Annotated in this window: 19 protein-coding genes; 3 read left to right on the top strand and 16 right to left on the bottom strand. The window is 64.2% G+C overall.

Features of this window, described 5'->3' with window-relative positions:
* Position 1 precedes the first annotated feature (1 nt).
* The 7 genes from BRA1253DRAFT_RS06650 to BRA1253DRAFT_RS06680 all read right to left on the bottom strand — a co-directional run bounded on the left by BRA1253DRAFT_RS06650 (position 2) and on the right by BRA1253DRAFT_RS06680 (position 6,233).
* Positions 2–925, bottom strand: a complete 924-nt coding sequence (locus BRA1253DRAFT_RS06650) for an NAD(P)-dependent oxidoreductase (RefSeq protein WP_007592414.1) — start codon at positions 923–925, stop codon at positions 2–4.
* Positions 925–1,794: a hypothetical protein gene (locus tag BRA1253DRAFT_RS06655; protein WP_007592417.1), complete on the bottom strand. Its 870-nt coding sequence runs from the start codon at positions 1,792–1,794 to the stop codon at positions 925–927. Before BRA1253DRAFT_RS06655 ends, BRA1253DRAFT_RS06650 begins: the two co-directional genes overlap by 1 nt.
* Before the next feature lie 83 nt (positions 1,795–1,877).
* Positions 1,878–2,561: a 4-carboxy-4-hydroxy-2-oxoadipate aldolase/oxaloacetate decarboxylase gene (locus BRA1253DRAFT_RS06660; protein WP_007592418.1), complete on the bottom strand. Its 684-nt coding sequence runs from the start codon at positions 2,559–2,561 to the stop codon at positions 1,878–1,880.
* A complete protein-coding gene (locus BRA1253DRAFT_RS06665) occupies positions 2,558–3,271 on the bottom strand; it encodes a PIG-L deacetylase family protein (protein WP_007592419.1) in 714 nt (237 codons plus the stop codon). The genes BRA1253DRAFT_RS06660 and BRA1253DRAFT_RS06665 overlap by 4 nt, the downstream gene beginning before the upstream one ends.
* A gap of 39 nt (positions 3,272–3,310) precedes the next feature.
* Positions 3,311–4,612 (bottom strand): C4-dicarboxylate transporter DctA, encoded by a 1,302-nt coding sequence (gene dctA / locus BRA1253DRAFT_RS06670; protein WP_007592421.1) that lies wholly within the window; start codon positions 4,610–4,612, stop codon positions 3,311–3,313.
* Complete coding sequence (locus BRA1253DRAFT_RS06675) at positions 4,609–5,493, bottom strand: amidohydrolase (RefSeq protein ID WP_007592423.1); 885 nt, start codon at positions 5,491–5,493, stop codon at positions 4,609–4,611. Before BRA1253DRAFT_RS06675 ends, dctA begins: the two co-directional genes overlap by 4 nt.
* Positions 5,494–5,522: 29 nt before the next feature.
* Positions 5,523–6,233, bottom strand: a complete 711-nt coding sequence (locus BRA1253DRAFT_RS06680) for a TetR/AcrR family transcriptional regulator (protein ID WP_007592425.1) — start codon at positions 6,231–6,233, stop codon at positions 5,523–5,525.
* A 116-nt stretch (positions 6,234–6,349) separates the two neighbouring features.
* Here BRA1253DRAFT_RS06680 and BRA1253DRAFT_RS06685 point away from each other — a divergent pair, with 116 nt between their 5' ends.
* Entirely contained in the window at positions 6,350–7,330 is a 981-nt protein-coding gene (locus BRA1253DRAFT_RS06685) for a tripartite tricarboxylate transporter substrate binding protein (RefSeq protein WP_007592427.1), read from the top strand.
* Positions 7,331–7,416: 86 nt separating this feature from the next.
* On the opposite strand, the gene BRA1253DRAFT_RS06690 is transcribed toward BRA1253DRAFT_RS06685, so the two are convergent.
* Complete coding sequence (locus tag BRA1253DRAFT_RS06690) at positions 7,417–8,565, bottom strand: mechanosensitive ion channel family protein (RefSeq protein WP_007592428.1); 1,149 nt, start codon at positions 8,563–8,565, stop codon at positions 7,417–7,419.
* Positions 8,566–8,692: 127 nt separating this feature from the next.
* Here BRA1253DRAFT_RS06690 and BRA1253DRAFT_RS06695 point away from each other — a divergent pair, with 127 nt between their 5' ends.
* Entirely contained in the window at positions 8,693–9,943 is a 1,251-nt protein-coding gene (locus BRA1253DRAFT_RS06695; protein WP_007592429.1) for a DUF763 domain-containing protein, read from the top strand.
* Between the two features lie 38 nt (positions 9,944–9,981).
* Here BRA1253DRAFT_RS06695 and BRA1253DRAFT_RS06700 read toward each other — a convergent pair whose 3' ends face one another.
* The 8 genes from BRA1253DRAFT_RS06700 to BRA1253DRAFT_RS06735 form a co-directional block, all read right to left on the bottom strand.
* Positions 9,982–10,224: a hypothetical protein gene (locus tag BRA1253DRAFT_RS06700; protein ID WP_007592431.1), complete on the bottom strand. Its 243-nt coding sequence runs from the start codon at positions 10,222–10,224 to the stop codon at positions 9,982–9,984.
* 34 nt (positions 10,225–10,258) lie between these two features.
* A complete protein-coding gene (locus BRA1253DRAFT_RS06705) occupies positions 10,259–10,522 on the bottom strand; it encodes a hypothetical protein (protein ID WP_035992883.1) in 264 nt (87 codons plus the stop codon).
* Between the two features lie 15 nt (positions 10,523–10,537).
* Positions 10,538–10,765 (bottom strand): hypothetical protein, encoded by a 228-nt coding sequence (locus BRA1253DRAFT_RS06710; protein ID WP_035992886.1) that lies wholly within the window; start codon positions 10,763–10,765, stop codon positions 10,538–10,540.
* 3 nt (positions 10,766–10,768) lie between these two features.
* Positions 10,769–10,969 carry a hypothetical protein gene (locus BRA1253DRAFT_RS06715; protein ID WP_007592432.1) on the bottom strand — a complete coding sequence of 67 codons (201 nt, stop codon included), beginning with the start codon at positions 10,967–10,969 and terminating at the stop codon, positions 10,769–10,771.
* A gap of 9 nt (positions 10,970–10,978) precedes the next feature.
* The gene (locus BRA1253DRAFT_RS06720; RefSeq protein WP_007592434.1) at positions 10,979–11,161 is read right to left on the bottom strand and encodes a hypothetical protein; all 183 of its coding nucleotides are present in this window, start codon (positions 11,159–11,161) and stop codon (positions 10,979–10,981) included.
* A 138-nt stretch (positions 11,162–11,299) separates the two neighbouring features.
* Positions 11,300–12,571 carry a cytochrome P450 gene (locus BRA1253DRAFT_RS06725; protein WP_007592436.1) on the bottom strand — a complete coding sequence of 424 codons (1,272 nt, stop codon included), beginning with the start codon at positions 12,569–12,571 and terminating at the stop codon, positions 11,300–11,302.
* A 107-nt stretch (positions 12,572–12,678) separates the two neighbouring features.
* Positions 12,679–13,005, bottom strand: a complete 327-nt coding sequence (locus BRA1253DRAFT_RS06730; RefSeq protein ID WP_007592438.1) for a hypothetical protein — start codon at positions 13,003–13,005, stop codon at positions 12,679–12,681.
* A 106-nt stretch (positions 13,006–13,111) separates the two neighbouring features.
* A complete protein-coding gene (locus BRA1253DRAFT_RS06735) occupies positions 13,112–13,885 on the bottom strand; it encodes a ferredoxin--NADP reductase (protein WP_007592440.1) in 774 nt (257 codons plus the stop codon).
* 156 nt (positions 13,886–14,041) lie between these two features.
* On the opposite strand from BRA1253DRAFT_RS06735, the gene BRA1253DRAFT_RS06740 reads away from it, so the two are divergent.
* Positions 14,042–15,238 (top strand): amidohydrolase family protein, encoded by a 1,197-nt coding sequence (locus tag BRA1253DRAFT_RS06740; protein WP_007592442.1) that lies wholly within the window; start codon positions 14,042–14,044, stop codon positions 15,236–15,238.
* The last annotated feature ends 54 nt before the right edge of the window (positions 15,239–15,292 follow it).

A 15,292-nucleotide genomic window follows, 5' to 3' on the forward strand; every position in this document is an offset into this window, starting at 1 on the left:
CCTAGCTCTCGCGATTGATCTTCGCCAGGATTCGGTCCGCCTCGGTGCGCCAATCAGCGCTGCAGGCGAACTCCTTGGTGCCTTTCGTTCCGAACAGGCCCTCATCGGCGAGGTCCGCCACCCAGGCCTGCCGCTCGGCGGTGCCCTGCGCGGACCACGGCGTCAGCCCCGCTTCACGCACGGTCTCGGCGACCTCGCGTACTTCCTCGGCGCGGCGGCGGCCATGCTCGATCACGCGCTGGAAGCAATAAGCGCCCTGCTTCTCCCAATCGATCGTGGGAAAGGTTTCCGCCAGCGAAGCCAGTACCGCATCCTCGACGCCATAGGCGCGCGCGGTGGTGAAGCTCTCGATCACCATGGCTTCCAGGCCCTTGATCATGATGCTGCGACACATCTTCACCGCCGAGGAAACCCCGAGCTTGTCGCTCGCAACCTTTGCCGCAAAACCGATCGCGTTCAAGAGCGGCTCGAGTTCCCTGGCGTCGGGACCACCGAGCAGCAACGGCACCTTGATGCGATAAGGCGGCACCGACGTCATCACCGCGCCCTCGACATAACGTCCGGCGGCCCCATCGATCAGCGCGGCAGCGCACTGCTTGGCGCCGGGAGACGCCGAATTGAAATCCAGGAACCAGGTGCCTTGATTGATCGCGGCCGCGCAGGCCTCTGCCACCGGCACGGCCTGGCTCGCCGTGACCGCGGAGATGATGAAATCGGACTTCGCGGCCAGCTCGGCGTGAGACACCGCCAGCGCCACACCGAATTTCGCCGCATGCTCCATCAGCGGTGCGCCCTGCTCGCCCCCGAGCTTGATGTCAAAGGCTGTGACCGTGATGTCCTGCTGGCGCAAATCCTCGGCCAGGATCCTGCCGACCTCGCCGTAACCGACCAGTCCGATCTGCCATCGCCTGGGATCGCCCGCCATCAGTTCAGTCCTCGTGTTGTTGCGTCGAACAGCTCCTCGACAGCATAGCGGCGCGGGATCAGCGCCTGCTGGAACGCGTAGTCGACGATCAGCTCCAGCGACCTTCTGTTCGCTTCGATTCCGAACGGAACAAGGTCCGGCGTTGCCGCAGGCCCCGCCTGCGCCTTGTTTTGCTTGAGCAGATCATAGACGCCCGAAACCACGTCAGGACGCGATTTCGCCAGCTGCTCGGTCACGACCACGAGATGGTTGACCGGGACCACGCTGCGGCGCGCGTACCATATGGCGGCTTCCGCGGCCGGATCGGGGAACAGCGGCCTCAGTTTCGGATCGCTCGAGGCCTCACCGAGGACGGCGTCGAGCTCGCCGTCGAGCAGCATCTGCAAGATCTTCTTGCCCTTCGGCGCGCGCTCGGTGGTGTCGACATATTCGGCGACGTGCGGATCCTCGAAGGTGACCCAGCGGATCTTGCCGAGGTTGACGCCGTAGTCGTTGGCGAGGATGCCCCTGATCCAGGCTCCGGTCGTGGTCGTGAAGGAGCGGATGCCGATGCGCTTGCCTTCCAGATCGGACGGCCCAAGCGTTCCACGCGCAGGATTATAGAGCGCGTAGGAGTGCTGAAAGCGGCCGAGCATGGCTGCAGGCAGCAGCACCAGCGGCTTGCCATGCGCCTTCGCCATCAGATAGGTGACGATTGCCATCTCGCAGACGTCGAAGGCCTGCTCGCGCACCATCGGTTTGAACGCAGTGTTGGTCGGCGTGTATTCGATAAAGTCGAGGTCGAAGCGGTCGGAGCGGAGCTCGCCGCTCTTCACCGCCTCGACATGGCGGTGACTGCCGAGCACGGCCTTCAGCTTGAGACGATCCATCGGCCCACTCCGCTTCTCGAGAGCATGATCCGGAAAAGTGTGAAGCGGTTTTCCGAATAGATCATGCTCAAAAAATACTACGCTCAGACATCCTCGGGATCGTCGACGTAAACGAGCCCCGCTTTCGCCAAGGCCTCACGCATGCTGTACATGTCGAGGCCCAGCTCGCCCGAAGCCAGCCGCTTGCGCTTGCCGCCTTCGTCGGCGTTGCGCTTCTTCGCCTTCTCGGCGACCTCGGCTGCGTAGCGCTTCGGCACGACCACGACGCCGTCGTCATCGGCCACGACGATGTCGCCGGGATCGACGTTGACGCCGGCGCAGACCACGGGGACATTGACCGAGCCAAGCGTCGCCTTCACCGTGCCCTTCGCCGAGACCGCGCGCGACCACACTGGAAAGTTCATCTCGTGCAGCGCTTTGACGTCGCGGCAGCCGGCATCGATAATCAGCCCCTGCACGCCGCGCGCCTGCAGCGAGGTTGCGAGCAGCTCGCCGAACATGCCGTCGGTGTTGTCGGTGGTGCAGCCGACGACGAGAATGTCGCCCTTCCTGCACTGCTCGACCGCGACATGAATCATCCAGTTGTCGCCGGGTTGCGCCAGCACAGTGACGGCGGGACCGGCAATCGCGGCGCCAGCCCAGACCGGCCGCAAATACGGCTTCATCAGGCCGAGCCGGCCATAGGCCTCGTGCACGGTCGAGACGCCGTACTCCGCCATGGCGGCGGGATCGGCGCGCTTGATGTTACGAACGACGACGGGCTTCATGCCAGCTCCTCCGCTACCGTCGGGAACAGCCGCTGATAGGCCTCGCCATAGGTCATCGGCACGCCGGTGTTACGGCTGCCCTGGATGCCGCGGTTGAGCGCGACGCGCTCGTAATAGCCCCATAGATGCTTCTGCGCAGCGAGGACCTGGAACGCCTCGTACTTCCCCTTCCAGACCTCGTCGATCTTGAGGAGCAGGTCCGGCTTGTAATTGCATTGCTCCGGCTGGTGCGGCTCGAACAGAAACACCGGCGGTGCAGAGTATTTGTACTCCGCGCCGGGCTTGTGGCCCATCGCCTGCGCGACCACGCGGGTTTCCTGCGCGAAATGCGCCGCGTTCGGATGGTCGAAATTATAGGGGTCCTCCAGCGCATGCGTCAGCACGAAGCTCGGATTGAGCTCGCGGTAGATGTCGACCATGCGGTTGAAATGCGCCTCGGTCAGCTTCAGCGGATAGTCGCCGCAGTCGAAGAACTCGATCTCGGCGCCGAGCAGTTTTGCAGCACGCTCCGCCTCGTCCTTGCGGCCGGCCTTGACCGATTCCAGCGTCGCGCCCTTCTCCTTCCAGGCGAACTGGCTCTCGCCGCGCTCGCCGAAGGACAAGCAGACGATCTTCATGCGATAGCCCTTCTTCGCATGCAGCGCGATGGCACCTCCAGCGCGCCAGACGAAATCGCCCGGATGGGCCGTGATCACGAGACCTGTTTTCATGGGACAAACTCCCCTCTTCTGTTCGTCAACGTCATAAATTCATCGAGCCGCGGCCGCGGGCTCCTCGCCGTCGAGCACCCGTCGCAGGCGCTCGTGATCGAGCGCGCCTTCCCATTTGGCAATCGCGATCGTCGCGACCGCGTTCCCGATCAGATTGGTCGGCGTCAACCCCTGCGACATCAGGCGGTGGATGCCGAGCACGAGCGCCACGCTCGTCACCGGAATGCTGCCGGTGGCGGACAGCGTTGTCGCCAGCACGACAAAGGCGGCGCCCGCGATGCCCGCCGCGCCCTTGGAAGTCACGAGCAGGATCAAAAGCAGCTCGATCTGTTCGGTGAGCCCGAGCGGCGTGTTGGTCGCCTGCGCCAGGAACACCGAGGCGGCGGCGAGGTAGAGACAGGTGCCGTCGAGATTGAAGGAATAGCCGGTCGGGATTACGAGGCCGACGACACTGCGCTCGCAGCCGGCCTGCTCCAGCTTGGTCAGCATCCGCGGCAGCACTGTCTCGGACGACGTCGTGGCGATGCAAATCAGCAACTCTTCCCAGATGTAGCGGATCAACTTCAGCAGCGAGAAGCCGCACAGCCGCGCGACTGGACCGAGCGCCACGACGATGAAGATCACGCAGGTGAGATAAAAGCCGCCCAGCAGCTTGCCGAGCGAGGCCAGCGATCCCACGCCGAACTTGCCGACCGTGAAGGCGATGGCGCCAAAGGCGCCGATCGGCGCCGCCCACATCACGAAGCCGACGACGGTGAATACCATTTTGGCGGCGATGTCGATGAGATAGACCAGCGGCGCGGCGCGCTCGCCGAGCTGCACCAGCGCAAATCCGCACAGTACGGCGATGAAGAGCACCTGGAGGATGTTGCCCTCGGCAAAGGCGCCAATGAACGTCGCGGGCACGATGTTCATCAGGAACGGCACGAAGCCGATCACGCCGGTCTGCTTGACATAGGGTTCGATCGCGCTGGCATTGATGGTGGCTGGATCGATGTTCATGCCGACGCCGGGCTTGAGCAAGTTCACCGCAACAAGGCCAATGATCAGCGCAATCGTGGTCATGATCTCGAAATAGACGATCGCCTTGACCGCGACGCGGCCCACCCGCGCCATGTCGGCCATATGGGCAATGCCATGGACGACCGTGCAGAAGATGATCGGTGCGATCAGCATCCGGATCGCCTTGATGAAGGCGTCGCCCAAAGGCTGCATCCTGGCGCCCGCCTCGGGATTGACGATCCCAAGCGCGACGCCGGCGGCCATGGCGATGAGCACCTGGATCCAGAGCTCCTTCCACCAGGCCCGTCCACGCGGCTTGTCGATCGCCAGCGCCGTCATCGCTCGAACTCGAACAGCCGCGCTGGATTATCGACGAGGATCTTCTGCTGATACTCCGGCTCCGGCGCGAACAGCGGGATCAGGTCGACGAGGTCGCCGTCGTTCGGCATCGCCTTGACGTTGGGATGTGGCCAATCGCTGCCCCAGATGACGCGGTCGGGCGCGGTCTCGACGATCTTTCGCGCGAATGGCACGGCGTCGGTGAACGGCGGACCGGCCGATGACACCCGCTCCGATCCGCAGATCTTGACCCAACACTTCTCGTCGCGCTGCATCAGCTCGATCAGGATCTTGAACGGAAGCTGATCGAGCCCTTCGGACGCCTTCACCCGTCCCATATGGTCGATCGTGTAGCTCAGCGGCAGCCTTGTCAGCATGTCCGCATATTCAGGCAGATCGATCGCGTCGAAATGCAGGTCGATGTGCCAGCCGAGCGGCGCGACCATCGCGACGATGCGGTCGAACACACGCTTGTCGGGAACGCCGCCGAGATGGTGGACGAAATTGAAGCGGCAGCCGCGGAAGCCGCCCTCGTGCAGCACTCGGAGCCCGCGCTCCGTGATGGTGTCATCGATATTGGCAACCGCGCGATAGGCGCCGTTGCTCTGCGCGATGGCGTCGAGCGCCACCGTGTTATCGGTGCCATGCACACTGGCATTGACGATGACGGCACGTTCGACGCCGAGCTTGGCATGCAGCGTGCGGAAATCGGCGAGCGGCGCATCGGGCGGCGTGTAGGAACGGACCGGCGCGTAAGGGTATGTCGCGCCGGGCCCGAAGATGTGGCAATGCGCATCGCAAGCCAACTTCGGCAGCTTGAACTTCGGCGTGCGCGTGTTCGGATCGGGCGGCGGGATGGTCGGTGTGTACATCATTGCCATCGGATAAACCGCCGAACGAGACCGAGTGTTCAAGTCTTGCTGCTGACGACCGGTCGTCGCCGTGCCGGTGCAGCCTGATCGAGCGCCGGCGCCTGGAACGCGGCCACGGTGGCTTGCACCAATTGTTCGATGGCGCTTGCGGCATCGCTGCCGTCGGCCTCGCCGCGCGACAAGCGCGAGACGCGATCCGGCGTCACCAGCGAGTAGTAGAGCGCGCCGAGCAGGAAGTGGCTGCGCCAGACGATGTCGGTGCGCGAAACGTGCGGCAGGCTTTCGTGGATCGCGTCGATGAAGGCGTGGCTGGTGTCGTCAAACGTCTGCGCGATGATTTTCCGCGCGACCTCATTGCCCTCCGCAGACATCACCGCGCGCAGCCGCGTGAACCGCGCTCCGCCCCCGGCAAGATCGCTGCCCGAGGTGAAGGCCGGCACGACATAGGCCCGCACCACCGCTTCGAGCCGGTCCTGGAGATCGCGCACGCGTTTGGCGGCCGCGAGCAGCTCGGAACGGCGCAAATTCATTGGCCCGCAATGGCGCCGATAGATCTCCAGCAGCAGGCCGTCCTTGGTCTTGAAATGATAGGTGACGCTGCCGGGATTGGCGCCGGCGGCCTGTGCGATATCGCGGACCGACACGGCGTTGAAGCCGTTGGTGGCGAACAGCTCCTCGGCCGCGGCGAGAATTGCCTCGCGCATGTTCGGCTTGCGGGCCGTTTCCTTGCTGGCGGGGTTGCGCGTCATGTGATTTGTACTATCGTACAAAAGATCAGGTCTCGTCAACAAGCACCATAGGCGGCGTCCGGACGGCTCGAAAGACCGACGGGTCCGCGCGCAGACGCCCGCAAGGAGTGCTGGAAATGCTGGGTTTGAACAAGAAGATCGGCAGCTTGATGCTGGGTGCCGGTCTGCTGCTGGGAGGCGGCGGCGCCGAGGCCGCCGACAACTATCCGAGCAAGCCGGTTCACATCCTTGTCCCTTATGCCGCCGGTGGCGCGGTCGACGTGCTCGCGCGCACGCTCGCACAGGCATTGGCGAAAACCTGGGGCCAGCAGCCGGTGATCGACAACCGTCCCGGCGCCGGCGGCATCGTCGCCTCGCAGGCGCTGACGCAAGCCGCCCCCGACGGATACACGCTGATCCTGGTCGCGAGCGGTCATCTCCTCAATCAGTTCATCTATCCGAGCGTGCCCTACGACACGTTTAGGGATTTTACCGCGATCACCGAAGTCGCTTCCTCGCCGCTCGCGATCGTCGTCGCCAAAGACAGCCCCTGCAAGACGCTCGGCGATCTCCTCGCTGCGGCGAAGAAGGACCCTGACAAGCTCTCCTACGGCATGTCGGGCAACGGCACCTCGGCGCATCTCGCCGGTGAGCTATTGAAATATATGTCCGGCACCAAGATCGTCGCGATCCCTTACAAGGGCGGCGCCCCCGCGCTGACCGCCGTAATCGCCGGCGACATCCCGCTCAGCATCAATCCACTTGCAGAAGCCATCAGCCAGATCGAAGGCGGCCCGGTGCGCGCGCTCGCAGTAACCTCGGCCGAACGCTCCAAGGCGCTGCCCAATGTTCCGACCGTCGCCGAGTCGGGTGTGCCGGGTTACGACGTCTCCGTCTGGTGGGGCGTTCTCGGCCCGGCGAAAATGCCGCCGGAGATCGTGGCGAAGCTCGAAACCGATCTGAAGGCGGCGTTGCAGGACTCGAACGTACTGTCGACGCTCGGCAAGATCGGCGCAGCCCCGGTCGGCTCCTCCTCCAAGGATTTCGACGCCTACATGCATGCCGAGGCGACCAAATGGGAGCCGGTGCTGAAGGCCGCCGACATCCGCGCGCAATGAGGTGCTTCGCATGAGGACCGGCGCGCTCGACACGATCCAGCAGCGAGCGGGCTTGCGCGGCGCGACGAAGGCGGCGCGCGAGTAGGTCAATTGCGTGCGCTCGCCCGCCTCTTCTCCGGCGGCGCGGGACGCCGCACGAAATCGGCGTCATCGTCGCCTCCCCCCGACGGGATCAGGATCGCGCGCTCGCGCGGCAGCGCTTCCGGCATCTCGTCGCGGATGAAGGCGATGAGCTTCTCTCTCATCTCGCAGCGCAGGTCCCAGGACTGTGGCGCGTTCCTGGCGCTGACGAGGGCGCGAAGCTCGATGGTGCGAGCATCCGCGTCGATCACCTGGAGATTGACCACCTCGCCGTCCCAGAGCTTGGATTCCTTCACTGCTTCTTCCAGCCAGCGCCGGATCCGCGGAACGTCCGCGCGGTAGTCGACGTGGAGCGCGATCACGCCGATCAGGGACGCGGTGTCGCGGGTCCAGTTCTGGAATGGTTTTTCGATGAAATAGGACAGCGGCACCACCATGCGGCGCCAGTCCCACAGCCGGATCACGACATAGGTCGAGGCGATGTCCTCGACCCAGCCCCACTCGTTCTCGATGATCACGGCATCCTCGATGCGGATCGGCTGTGTGATCGCGATCTGCATGCCCGCGATCAGATTGCTCAGCAGCGGCCGGGCGGCAAGACCGACGATGATACCTGCGGCACCGGCGGAGGCGAACAGGCTGACGCCATATTGCCTGACCGAGTCGAACGTCATCAGCGCGGTAGACACTGTGATGATGACGATGATGATATCGGTTACGCGCTTGAAGACGCGGACCTGGGTGACGTGCTTGCGCGCGACGAAATTCTCGGTGACGTCGCGAAAGTTCAGGAGATACCGTGCCGCGCTCATATCCACGATCCGGATCGAGATCCAGCCGATCAGCGCGATGAAAGCAACGACGAACAGGCGCGTCAGCGGCGTGCGGAAGGCGTCGTCCAGCGGCGCGAGCGGCAGCACCAACGCCACGGCGGCAAGACAGACGGCCAGCTGAGCAGGGCCCGCCGTGCGTTCGATGAACACGCTCAGGAGCGGGAGACGGGTTCCGAACGCGCGGTTGAACAGCCAAACCGCGAGACGGTAGATCGACAGGGCCATCAGGATCGCGCCAACGACCAGACACAGGCCGACGAACCACGACGGTATCCACCCGAACATCCTGTCGATGTCGGCCAAAAGGGTCTGCCGATTCATTAAAGTCCCCGTATTTGCATTCGCGCTTGCCGTTCAACGCGTCGCAGCGTGGTTCGCTCCCCCGCTCTGTGCAACGCAGCATCCCTCTGGTGCAATCATCGCCGAACTGCGCTATTTGTGGTCAATCATGACTCGACGGACCGGCAGCGCCGATCTTCCCCTTCACACCGGCCGGGTTCCACCCTGGCTGGCCACCCGCATGTCTTCGCTCGGCGCGATCGTCACGCAGGCGATCGTCCATCATTACGGGCGCGATGCATTCCTCCAGCGGCTCTCGCACCCGTTCTGGTTCCAGTCCTTCGGCGCCGTAATGGGAATGGACTGGCACTCCTCCGGCATCACGACGTCGGTGATTGGCGCGCTGAAGCGGGGTTTGGGCCCGCTGCAGGATGAGCTCGGAATCTACGTCTGCGGCGGGCGCGGCCAGCACTCGCGCAAGACCCCGGACGAACTGATGCAGCTCGGCGACCGCGTCGGCTTCGACGGCGCAATGCTCACGCGTGCGAGTCGCCTCGTTGCGAAGGTTGACAGCGCCGCGGTCCAGGACGGCTTTGACCTCTACCTGCACGGATTCTTCGTCACCGCCGACGCCAAATGGACGGTGGTGCAGCAGGGCATGAACGGCGACAAGCGGCAGGCCCGCCGCTATCATTGGCATTCCGAGGCACTGAAGAGTTTTGTCGACTCACCGCACAGCGCGATCGACGGGCCGCTGCAAGGCGAGATCGTCAACCTCACCGATCATCGCGCTGATATCTCGCGCTCCGCGCAGCTCGAACTGTTGAGTGATCTCGGCCCCGATCGCATTCTTTCCGAATTCGAGCGGCTCACCGGGACTGCGCCAGAGCCCGCGCAGGCGATGCTGCCGCACCTGATCATGCCCGCGCATCACGACGTCCGGCCAAAAGATGTGTTCGCGCGCCGCCTGCACGGCACACTCGCGGCCGCGGCCGAGCGCGGCCCGGTCGACTTTCCGGAGCTGCTGCTGACGCCCGGCGTTGGCGCGCGCACGGTGCGTTCGCTGGCGATGGTCGCCGAAGTCGTGCACGGCGCGCCCTACCGCTTCAACGATCCCGCCCGCTTCTCGCTTGCCCACGGCGGCAAGGACCGGCATCCCTACCCTGTTCCAATCAAGGTCTATGACGAAACCATTCGCGTGCTGAAGGGAGCGATTCAGAACGCAAAGCTCGGGCGCGAGGAAGAGATGCAGGCGATCAAGCGCCTCGACGACCAGGCGCGGCGGCTGGAGCGCACCGCGCACGGGCCATCGGTCGATACGTTCATCGCCGGAGAGCGTGCCGCCTCGCCCGATCTCGACGGCCGCTCCGTGTTCGGCTGGGAGCGCGATCTCGGGCCGGCAAAAAAGCGGACCGGCTGAAAACCGGTCCGCGAGTTCAGCGGAAAGGAGCGCCGCTCTCAGGTCTCGTCGCTGCCCGGCTCCTCATCGAGTCGGTTGGCCGAGTGATCCTGATATTGATCCGTCTGGATCGACTTGCCGTCCATGCCGCGAATGTCCGAATGCTGCTTCTTGTCGCGGTTCGAAAGGACCATGTTGTCGCCGATCTTGTCCTTGGACACGTCCGTCATGGCGCCGGTGCCGTCGCCCTTGCCGTGCATGCCCGATCTGAAATGCGTCTTGCTGCCATGACCACCTGGCATCTTTTTCTCCTCTTGCTTTGATCGCCCGTGAGGCTCAGTGCTTCTGCTGGGCCGGCGTCGGTTTCGGGGGCTTGTGGCCGCTCTGGCCGGTGTCGTTGTGCTTGTTGTGGTCGCTCTCCTGGTTGAGGCCGCCCCGGCTCACCGGAAATTCACTCTGCCGCGCCTCGGGTCGCGCGCGATGGACGGCCGTGTCCTCCGGATTGTGGCCGATGGCTTGGTCAAGCTCTCGCGCGTCTGGAACATCCGGCTTGCGCTCGAGGATGCGAACCTGTTGCTCGTGGGTCTTCTTGCCTTGCATGCTCGTCCTCCGGAGCTATCGGTCTCGTCGGTGCGTGCCACTGCGCGCGACGTCCTTGTCGATGCCGCCAGTGGCGTTCACGTCGTTCTCGACGTCGCCTTCGATCGTGTTCTCGCCCAGGGCGTCCTCGAGGTCCTCAGGCGAGATACCGGCCATCGTTGCGCCCTTCGATCCGCCGATCAGGGGATTTTCGTGCAGATCCTTTTCGGTCGGTGCGTAGAGTTTGGGTTGCCTATTGGTCATGCCTCACCTGCCTCCGCCCTTTCCGGCCTCGTCATGCCTGTGGTGTGAATCGTGCTCGCCACCTCCGCCGGAGACGCGGCTGTGGTTGCGCTGCGGGTCGTCCGCCGGTGGCTTCTTCACTTCGAGCGGTGCCTTCGCATTCTCATGCGAAGCGCCAGGTCCGCCCTGACGGATGCTGTTCGGTGTCTTGGTGGATGTCGACATGTCACTTCCTCAGCGATCCTGCTGATAGCCTTGGTTGGTGGTGTTCTGCTTGATGTTGCCCTGCTGCCCTTGCTGGTCTGGATTTTGCGCACGCTGCTGGCCGTGCGGGGCAGTCGAGGACACTTGCTTGCTGTCGCCGGTTCCCTTTGGGCTTTGGTTCTCGGCCGGAACAGGTGGCATCTTGCCGGTCATGATGCTGTCTCCTGTTGTTGATCTGCGACATCGACCGGAGGAACTCATCGCGGCTTTCGATGTCGCAAAAACAACTAGAGCAACGGCATGCCGTTCCTACCGACGAGTGCAGAGAAAATTTTCCGCAAGGCGTAAGTCTCAGCAGGCCACTGGCTGGGAACGAACCGTCATCGATCCAGCTGACGCTGTCGCCTGTGCTCCGTGGCCGTCGGGCACGACAGGGAGGTTCGCGATCGCACGCATGCCCGGTCGCTTGCGCCAGTGGATCTGAGACACGTCCACAGCAAAACCAAGTTTCGGCCATCGCACAAACAGCGCTTGCAAGGCACACGCTGCCTCGATCCGGGCAAGTTGATGACCGAGGCAGAAATGGATGCCCGTTCCGAAGGAAATGTGACGGTTCGGCTTGCGCGCGAGATCGAGGCTGTCGGGACGATCATGCGCCGCCGGGTCCATGTTCGCCGCGGCGAGCATCACCATGACGCGATCGCCCTTCTTGAGACGCACGCCCGCGAGCTCGATATCCCGCCTCACATAGCGCGGCTTGGAGAACTGCACCGGCGACACGAAGCGCAGGAATTCCTCCACCGCAAGCCCGACGCGGCTCCAGTCCTGTGCCAGCCAGTCGCGGACGCCAGGATTTCTGAGGAGCTCGTAGACGGAACCGCTGATGAGATGCGTGGTGGTCTCGGAGCCCGCCGCGAGCAGCAGGAACACCATCGACACCATTTCGTCCGGCGTGATCTGGCCGCCCTCGCGCTCGACCTGGACCAGCTCCGAGATCAGGCCCTCGCCGCCCCGCGCGCGCGCAATCTGAAGCTGCCGTTCGAGGTAGGCTCGCATCTTGCGGAACGCGAACAGCAGCCGGAAGAAGCTGGCGACGTTCGTGAGCGAGGACATCGTATTGGCCCAGGCGATGAAGCGAGGGCGATCGGCCAACGGCAACCCAAGCAGCTCGGAGATCACCGCGAGCGGCAGGATGCGGGCATAGCGCTGGACGAGATCGGCCGGGCTTCCTGCCAAGAACAGCTCGTCGGCGAGACCCTCCGCGATGGCGCGGATACGCGGCTCCATCGCGACGATCGCGCGGCGTCGGAACGCCTCGTCCACGATGCTGCGCAGCCTTGTGTGGTCAGGCTCGTCCATCGTCAGCATGTTGTTGGCGATGGTTCTAACGTAGTTCGGCATCCACCAGCGCAAACCTGCGACGTCGCCATCCTCCTTGCGCAGCGTGAAATTGCTGCCCTCCTTCAGGACTTGCGCCGCGGCCTCATAGGTCGTGGTGATCCAGACATCGCCGACGAGAGGAAATCGCACCGCGACAACAGCACCGGACATGCGCAACGTCGCGATCGCCCTGGGTGGATCGCGAAAGAAGGCCTCGCTGGTGAAATCGAGGCGTGGCGCCATGTGATCACCGAAGCGGTTGATGGCGTCTCACCGAGATGGTGCACGACGCCGCCCGCGCAAGGGGTGCGGAACCTGCGCTTCGGCGGTGCAGGCGTAGAGAGACGAATCTACCCCCGCCCCGGCGAACGCGGGCTGATCTTGCGCTGCTGCTGGTTGGTGTAGGCGTCCCAATTGCTCCAGCTGCCCTTGCTGAGGCTTTGCAGGTCGGTGGTGAGCGGACGGCGCGTGCGCTTGTCGTGATCGGCGATGGCGCGCTCGGATTGCGCGATCTTGCGCCTGAGTTCCCCGACCGCCTTCTGGGTTTGGCCGTTCCGTTTCGAAGACGCGATCTCGCCCATCGTGAAGCGCGCGGTCTCGAGCGCCTTCAGCTCGGCGCGGTTCTTCTTCAACTGAACCCGGTGCCAGGCGATGTTGCTGTCGCTGTCCGCAACCATGTGGGAACTCCGCTGATTCGTTCCCACAGTGTATCGCGCGCCGAATCGGCGCCGCAACGGGCGTCCGGCGGCGAAAATACGGTCTTATTGCGCGAAAATTCCGGGCCTAGCGTTCGGCGAAGGCCTTTTCGACCACGAATTGGGCCGGCTCGCCGTGATTGCCCTCGACAAGCCCTCGCTCGCCGAGGAGCACGCGGGTATCCGCCACCAGCGCCGGGCTGCCGCAGATCATGACGCGGTCGTGGGCGGCTTCCAAGGCCGGCAGGCCGATGTCGGAAAACAGCTTCCCCGAGGTGATGAGGTCGGTGATGCGGCCGCGATTGCGGAAGGGATCGCGCGTCACGGTCGGATAGTAGATCAACTGACTACGGATGTACTCGCCGATCAGCTCGTCCTTGGGCAGCGTCTCCGTGATCATCTCGCCATAGGCGAGCTCCTTCACGTGCCGGCAACCGTGCAGCAGCACGACCTTCTCGAACCGCTCGTAGGTTTCGGGGTCCTTGATCACGCTTAGGAACGGCGCAAGGCCCGTGCCCGTGCCGATGAGGTAGAGGTTGCGGCCGTCCTCCAGATTGTCGATCACCAGCGTGCCGGTGGCCTTGCGGCTGACGATGATCTCGTCGCCTTCCTTCAGATGCTGGAGCCGGGAGGTGAGCGGGCCGTCCGGCACTTTGATCGAGAAGAACTCCAGCGTGTCCTCGTAATTGGCGCTGGCGACGCTGTAGGCCCGCAGCAGCGGCTTCTCGCCGACCTTGAGGCCGATCATGGTGAATTCGCCGTTGCGGAAGCGGAAGGTCGGGCTGCGGGTGGTCTTGAAGGAGAATAGCGTGTCGGTCCAGTGGTGGACGCTCAAAACGGCTTCCTGATTGAAATTGCTCATCTCACCCTTCCGTGGTGTGTCGTGGCGGTTTTCAAGGCGGCAGCTATGCGTCGTTTGTACACGATCATTTGTATACTAATGAATAATCCGGCTTGATCCCGGGGTCAAGGCTGCCCAAGATCGGAAGCGTTGCAGTTAAGGATAAGGACCCATTCCATGGCGCATGACGCACCCCAGGCCGCCGGACCCTCGAAGCTCGTGATCCGCAATATCGGCCTGATCCTGTCCGGCGCGCTGGAAAAGCCGATCCTGGACGGCGACACCATCGTCGCCGAGAACGGCAAGATCACCGCGATCGGCCGCTTCAAGGACCTCAACGCCGAAGGCGCGACCACCATCGTCGAGGCCAACGGCACCACGGTGGCGCCCGGCCTGATCGACAGCCATGTCCACCCAGTTGCGGGCGACTGGACGCCGCGCCAGAACCAGATCGGCTGGATCGACAGCAATTTGCATGGCGGCGTCACCACGATGATTTCCGCCGGCGAGGTGCACATGCCCGGCCGCCCGCGCGACGTCGTCGGGTTGAAGGCGATGGCAATCTTCGCCCAGCGCGCATTCTGGAATCTGCGGCCTGGCGGCGTGAAGGTTCACGCCGGCGCGCCTGTGATCGAGTGCGAGATGGTGGAGGAGGACTTCAAGGAGTTGGCCGCAGCCGGCGTCAAGCTGCTCGGCGAAGTGGGCCTGGGCGGCGTCAAGGACGGCCCCACAGCGCGAAAAATGGTCGGCTGGGCCCGCAAATACGGCATCCAGAGCACGATCCACACCGGCGGTCCCTCGATCCCCGGCTCCGGATTGATCGACAAGGACGTGGTGCTGGAGGCCGACACGGACGTGGTTGGCCACATCAATGGCGGCCACACCGCGCTTCCCGACGACCAGATCCGCTGCATCTGCGAGGGTTGCAAGCGCGGCCTCGAGCTCGTCCACAATGGCAACGAGCGCTCGGCGCTGTTCACGTTGCGCATCGCGCGCGAGATGGGCGATCTGCACCGCGTCATCCTCGGCACCGACGCGCCGGCCGGCTCCGGCGTGCAGCCGCTCGGCATTCTCCGCATGGTGTCGATGCTGTCCTCGCTTGGCGACCTGCCGGCCGAGGTCGCGTTTTGCCTTGCCACCGGCAACACCGCGCGGATGCGCGAATTGGATTGCGGCCTGATCGAAGTCGGCCGTTCCGCCGATTTCGTCATCATGGACAAGGCGCAGCATTCGGCCGGCAAGAACATCCTGGAGAGCGTCCAGCTCGGCGACCTGCCCGGCATCGGCATGACCATCATCGACGGTATCGTGCGCACCCAGCGCAGCCGCAACACTCCGCCGGCCGGCAGGGTGCCGGAGGTGGTGGCGAAGTGACGCAGCCGGAGCGGCTCGCCGCTCCGCGCGGTCCCTCGGGAAAAGCAGATCACC

Origin of the sequence: Bradyrhizobium sp. WSM1253 (assembly GCF_000244935.1) — a bacterium.
Lineage (GTDB): Bacteria > Pseudomonadota > Alphaproteobacteria > Rhizobiales > Xanthobacteraceae > Bradyrhizobium > Bradyrhizobium canariense.

Coding starts and splice junctions, on each gene's coding strand:
- BRA1253DRAFT_RS06740 (WP_007592442.1), top strand. CDS start 14,042: ATGGCGCATGACGCACCCCAGGCCGCCGGACCCTCGAAGCTCGTGATC.
- BRA1253DRAFT_RS06655 (WP_007592417.1), bottom strand. CDS start 1,794: ATGGATCGTCTCAAGCTGAAGGCCGTGCTCGGCAGTCACCGCCATGTC.
- BRA1253DRAFT_RS06690 (WP_007592428.1), bottom strand. CDS start 8,565: ATGAATCGGCAGACCCTTTTGGCCGACATCGACAGGATGTTCGGGTGG.
- BRA1253DRAFT_RS06720 (WP_007592434.1), bottom strand. CDS start 11,161: ATGACCGGCAAGATGCCACCTGTTCCGGCCGAGAACCAAAGCCCAAAG.
- BRA1253DRAFT_RS06660 (WP_007592418.1), bottom strand. CDS start 2,561: ATGAAGCCCGTCGTCGTTCGTAACATCAAGCGCGCCGATCCCGCCGCC.
- BRA1253DRAFT_RS06680 (WP_007592425.1), bottom strand. CDS start 6,233: ATGACGCGCAACCCCGCCAGCAAGGAAACGGCCCGCAAGCCGAACATG.
- BRA1253DRAFT_RS06695 (WP_007592429.1), top strand. CDS start 8,693: ATGACTCGACGGACCGGCAGCGCCGATCTTCCCCTTCACACCGGCCGG.
- dctA (WP_007592421.1), bottom strand. CDS start 4,612: ATGACGGCGCTGGCGATCGACAAGCCGCGTGGACGGGCCTGGTGGAAG.
- BRA1253DRAFT_RS06730 (WP_007592438.1), bottom strand. CDS start 13,005: ATGGTTGCGGACAGCGACAGCAACATCGCCTGGCACCGGGTTCAGTTG.
- BRA1253DRAFT_RS06715 (WP_007592432.1), bottom strand. CDS start 10,969: ATGTCGACATCCACCAAGACACCGAACAGCATCCGTCAGGGCGGACCT.
- BRA1253DRAFT_RS06700 (WP_007592431.1), bottom strand. CDS start 10,224: ATGCCAGGTGGTCATGGCAGCAAGACGCATTTCAGATCGGGCATGCAC.
- BRA1253DRAFT_RS06735 (WP_007592440.1), bottom strand. CDS start 13,885: ATGAGCAATTTCAATCAGGAAGCCGTTTTGAGCGTCCACCACTGGACC.
- BRA1253DRAFT_RS06705 (WP_035992883.1), bottom strand. CDS start 10,522: ATGCAAGGCAAGAAGACCCACGAGCAACAGGTTCGCATCCTCGAGCGC.
- BRA1253DRAFT_RS06650 (WP_007592414.1), bottom strand. CDS start 925: ATGGCGGGCGATCCCAGGCGATGGCAGATCGGACTGGTCGGTTACGGC.
- BRA1253DRAFT_RS06675 (WP_007592423.1), bottom strand. CDS start 5,493: ATGGCAATGATGTACACACCGACCATCCCGCCGCCCGATCCGAACACG.
- BRA1253DRAFT_RS06725 (WP_007592436.1), bottom strand. CDS start 12,571: ATGGCGCCACGCCTCGATTTCACCAGCGAGGCCTTCTTTCGCGATCCA.
- BRA1253DRAFT_RS06710 (WP_035992886.1), bottom strand. CDS start 10,765: ATGACCAATAGGCAACCCAAACTCTACGCACCGACCGAAAAGGATCTG.
- BRA1253DRAFT_RS06685 (WP_007592427.1), top strand. CDS start 6,350: ATGCTGGGTTTGAACAAGAAGATCGGCAGCTTGATGCTGGGTGCCGGT.
- BRA1253DRAFT_RS06665 (WP_007592419.1), bottom strand. CDS start 3,271: ATGAAAACAGGTCTCGTGATCACGGCCCATCCGGGCGATTTCGTCTGG.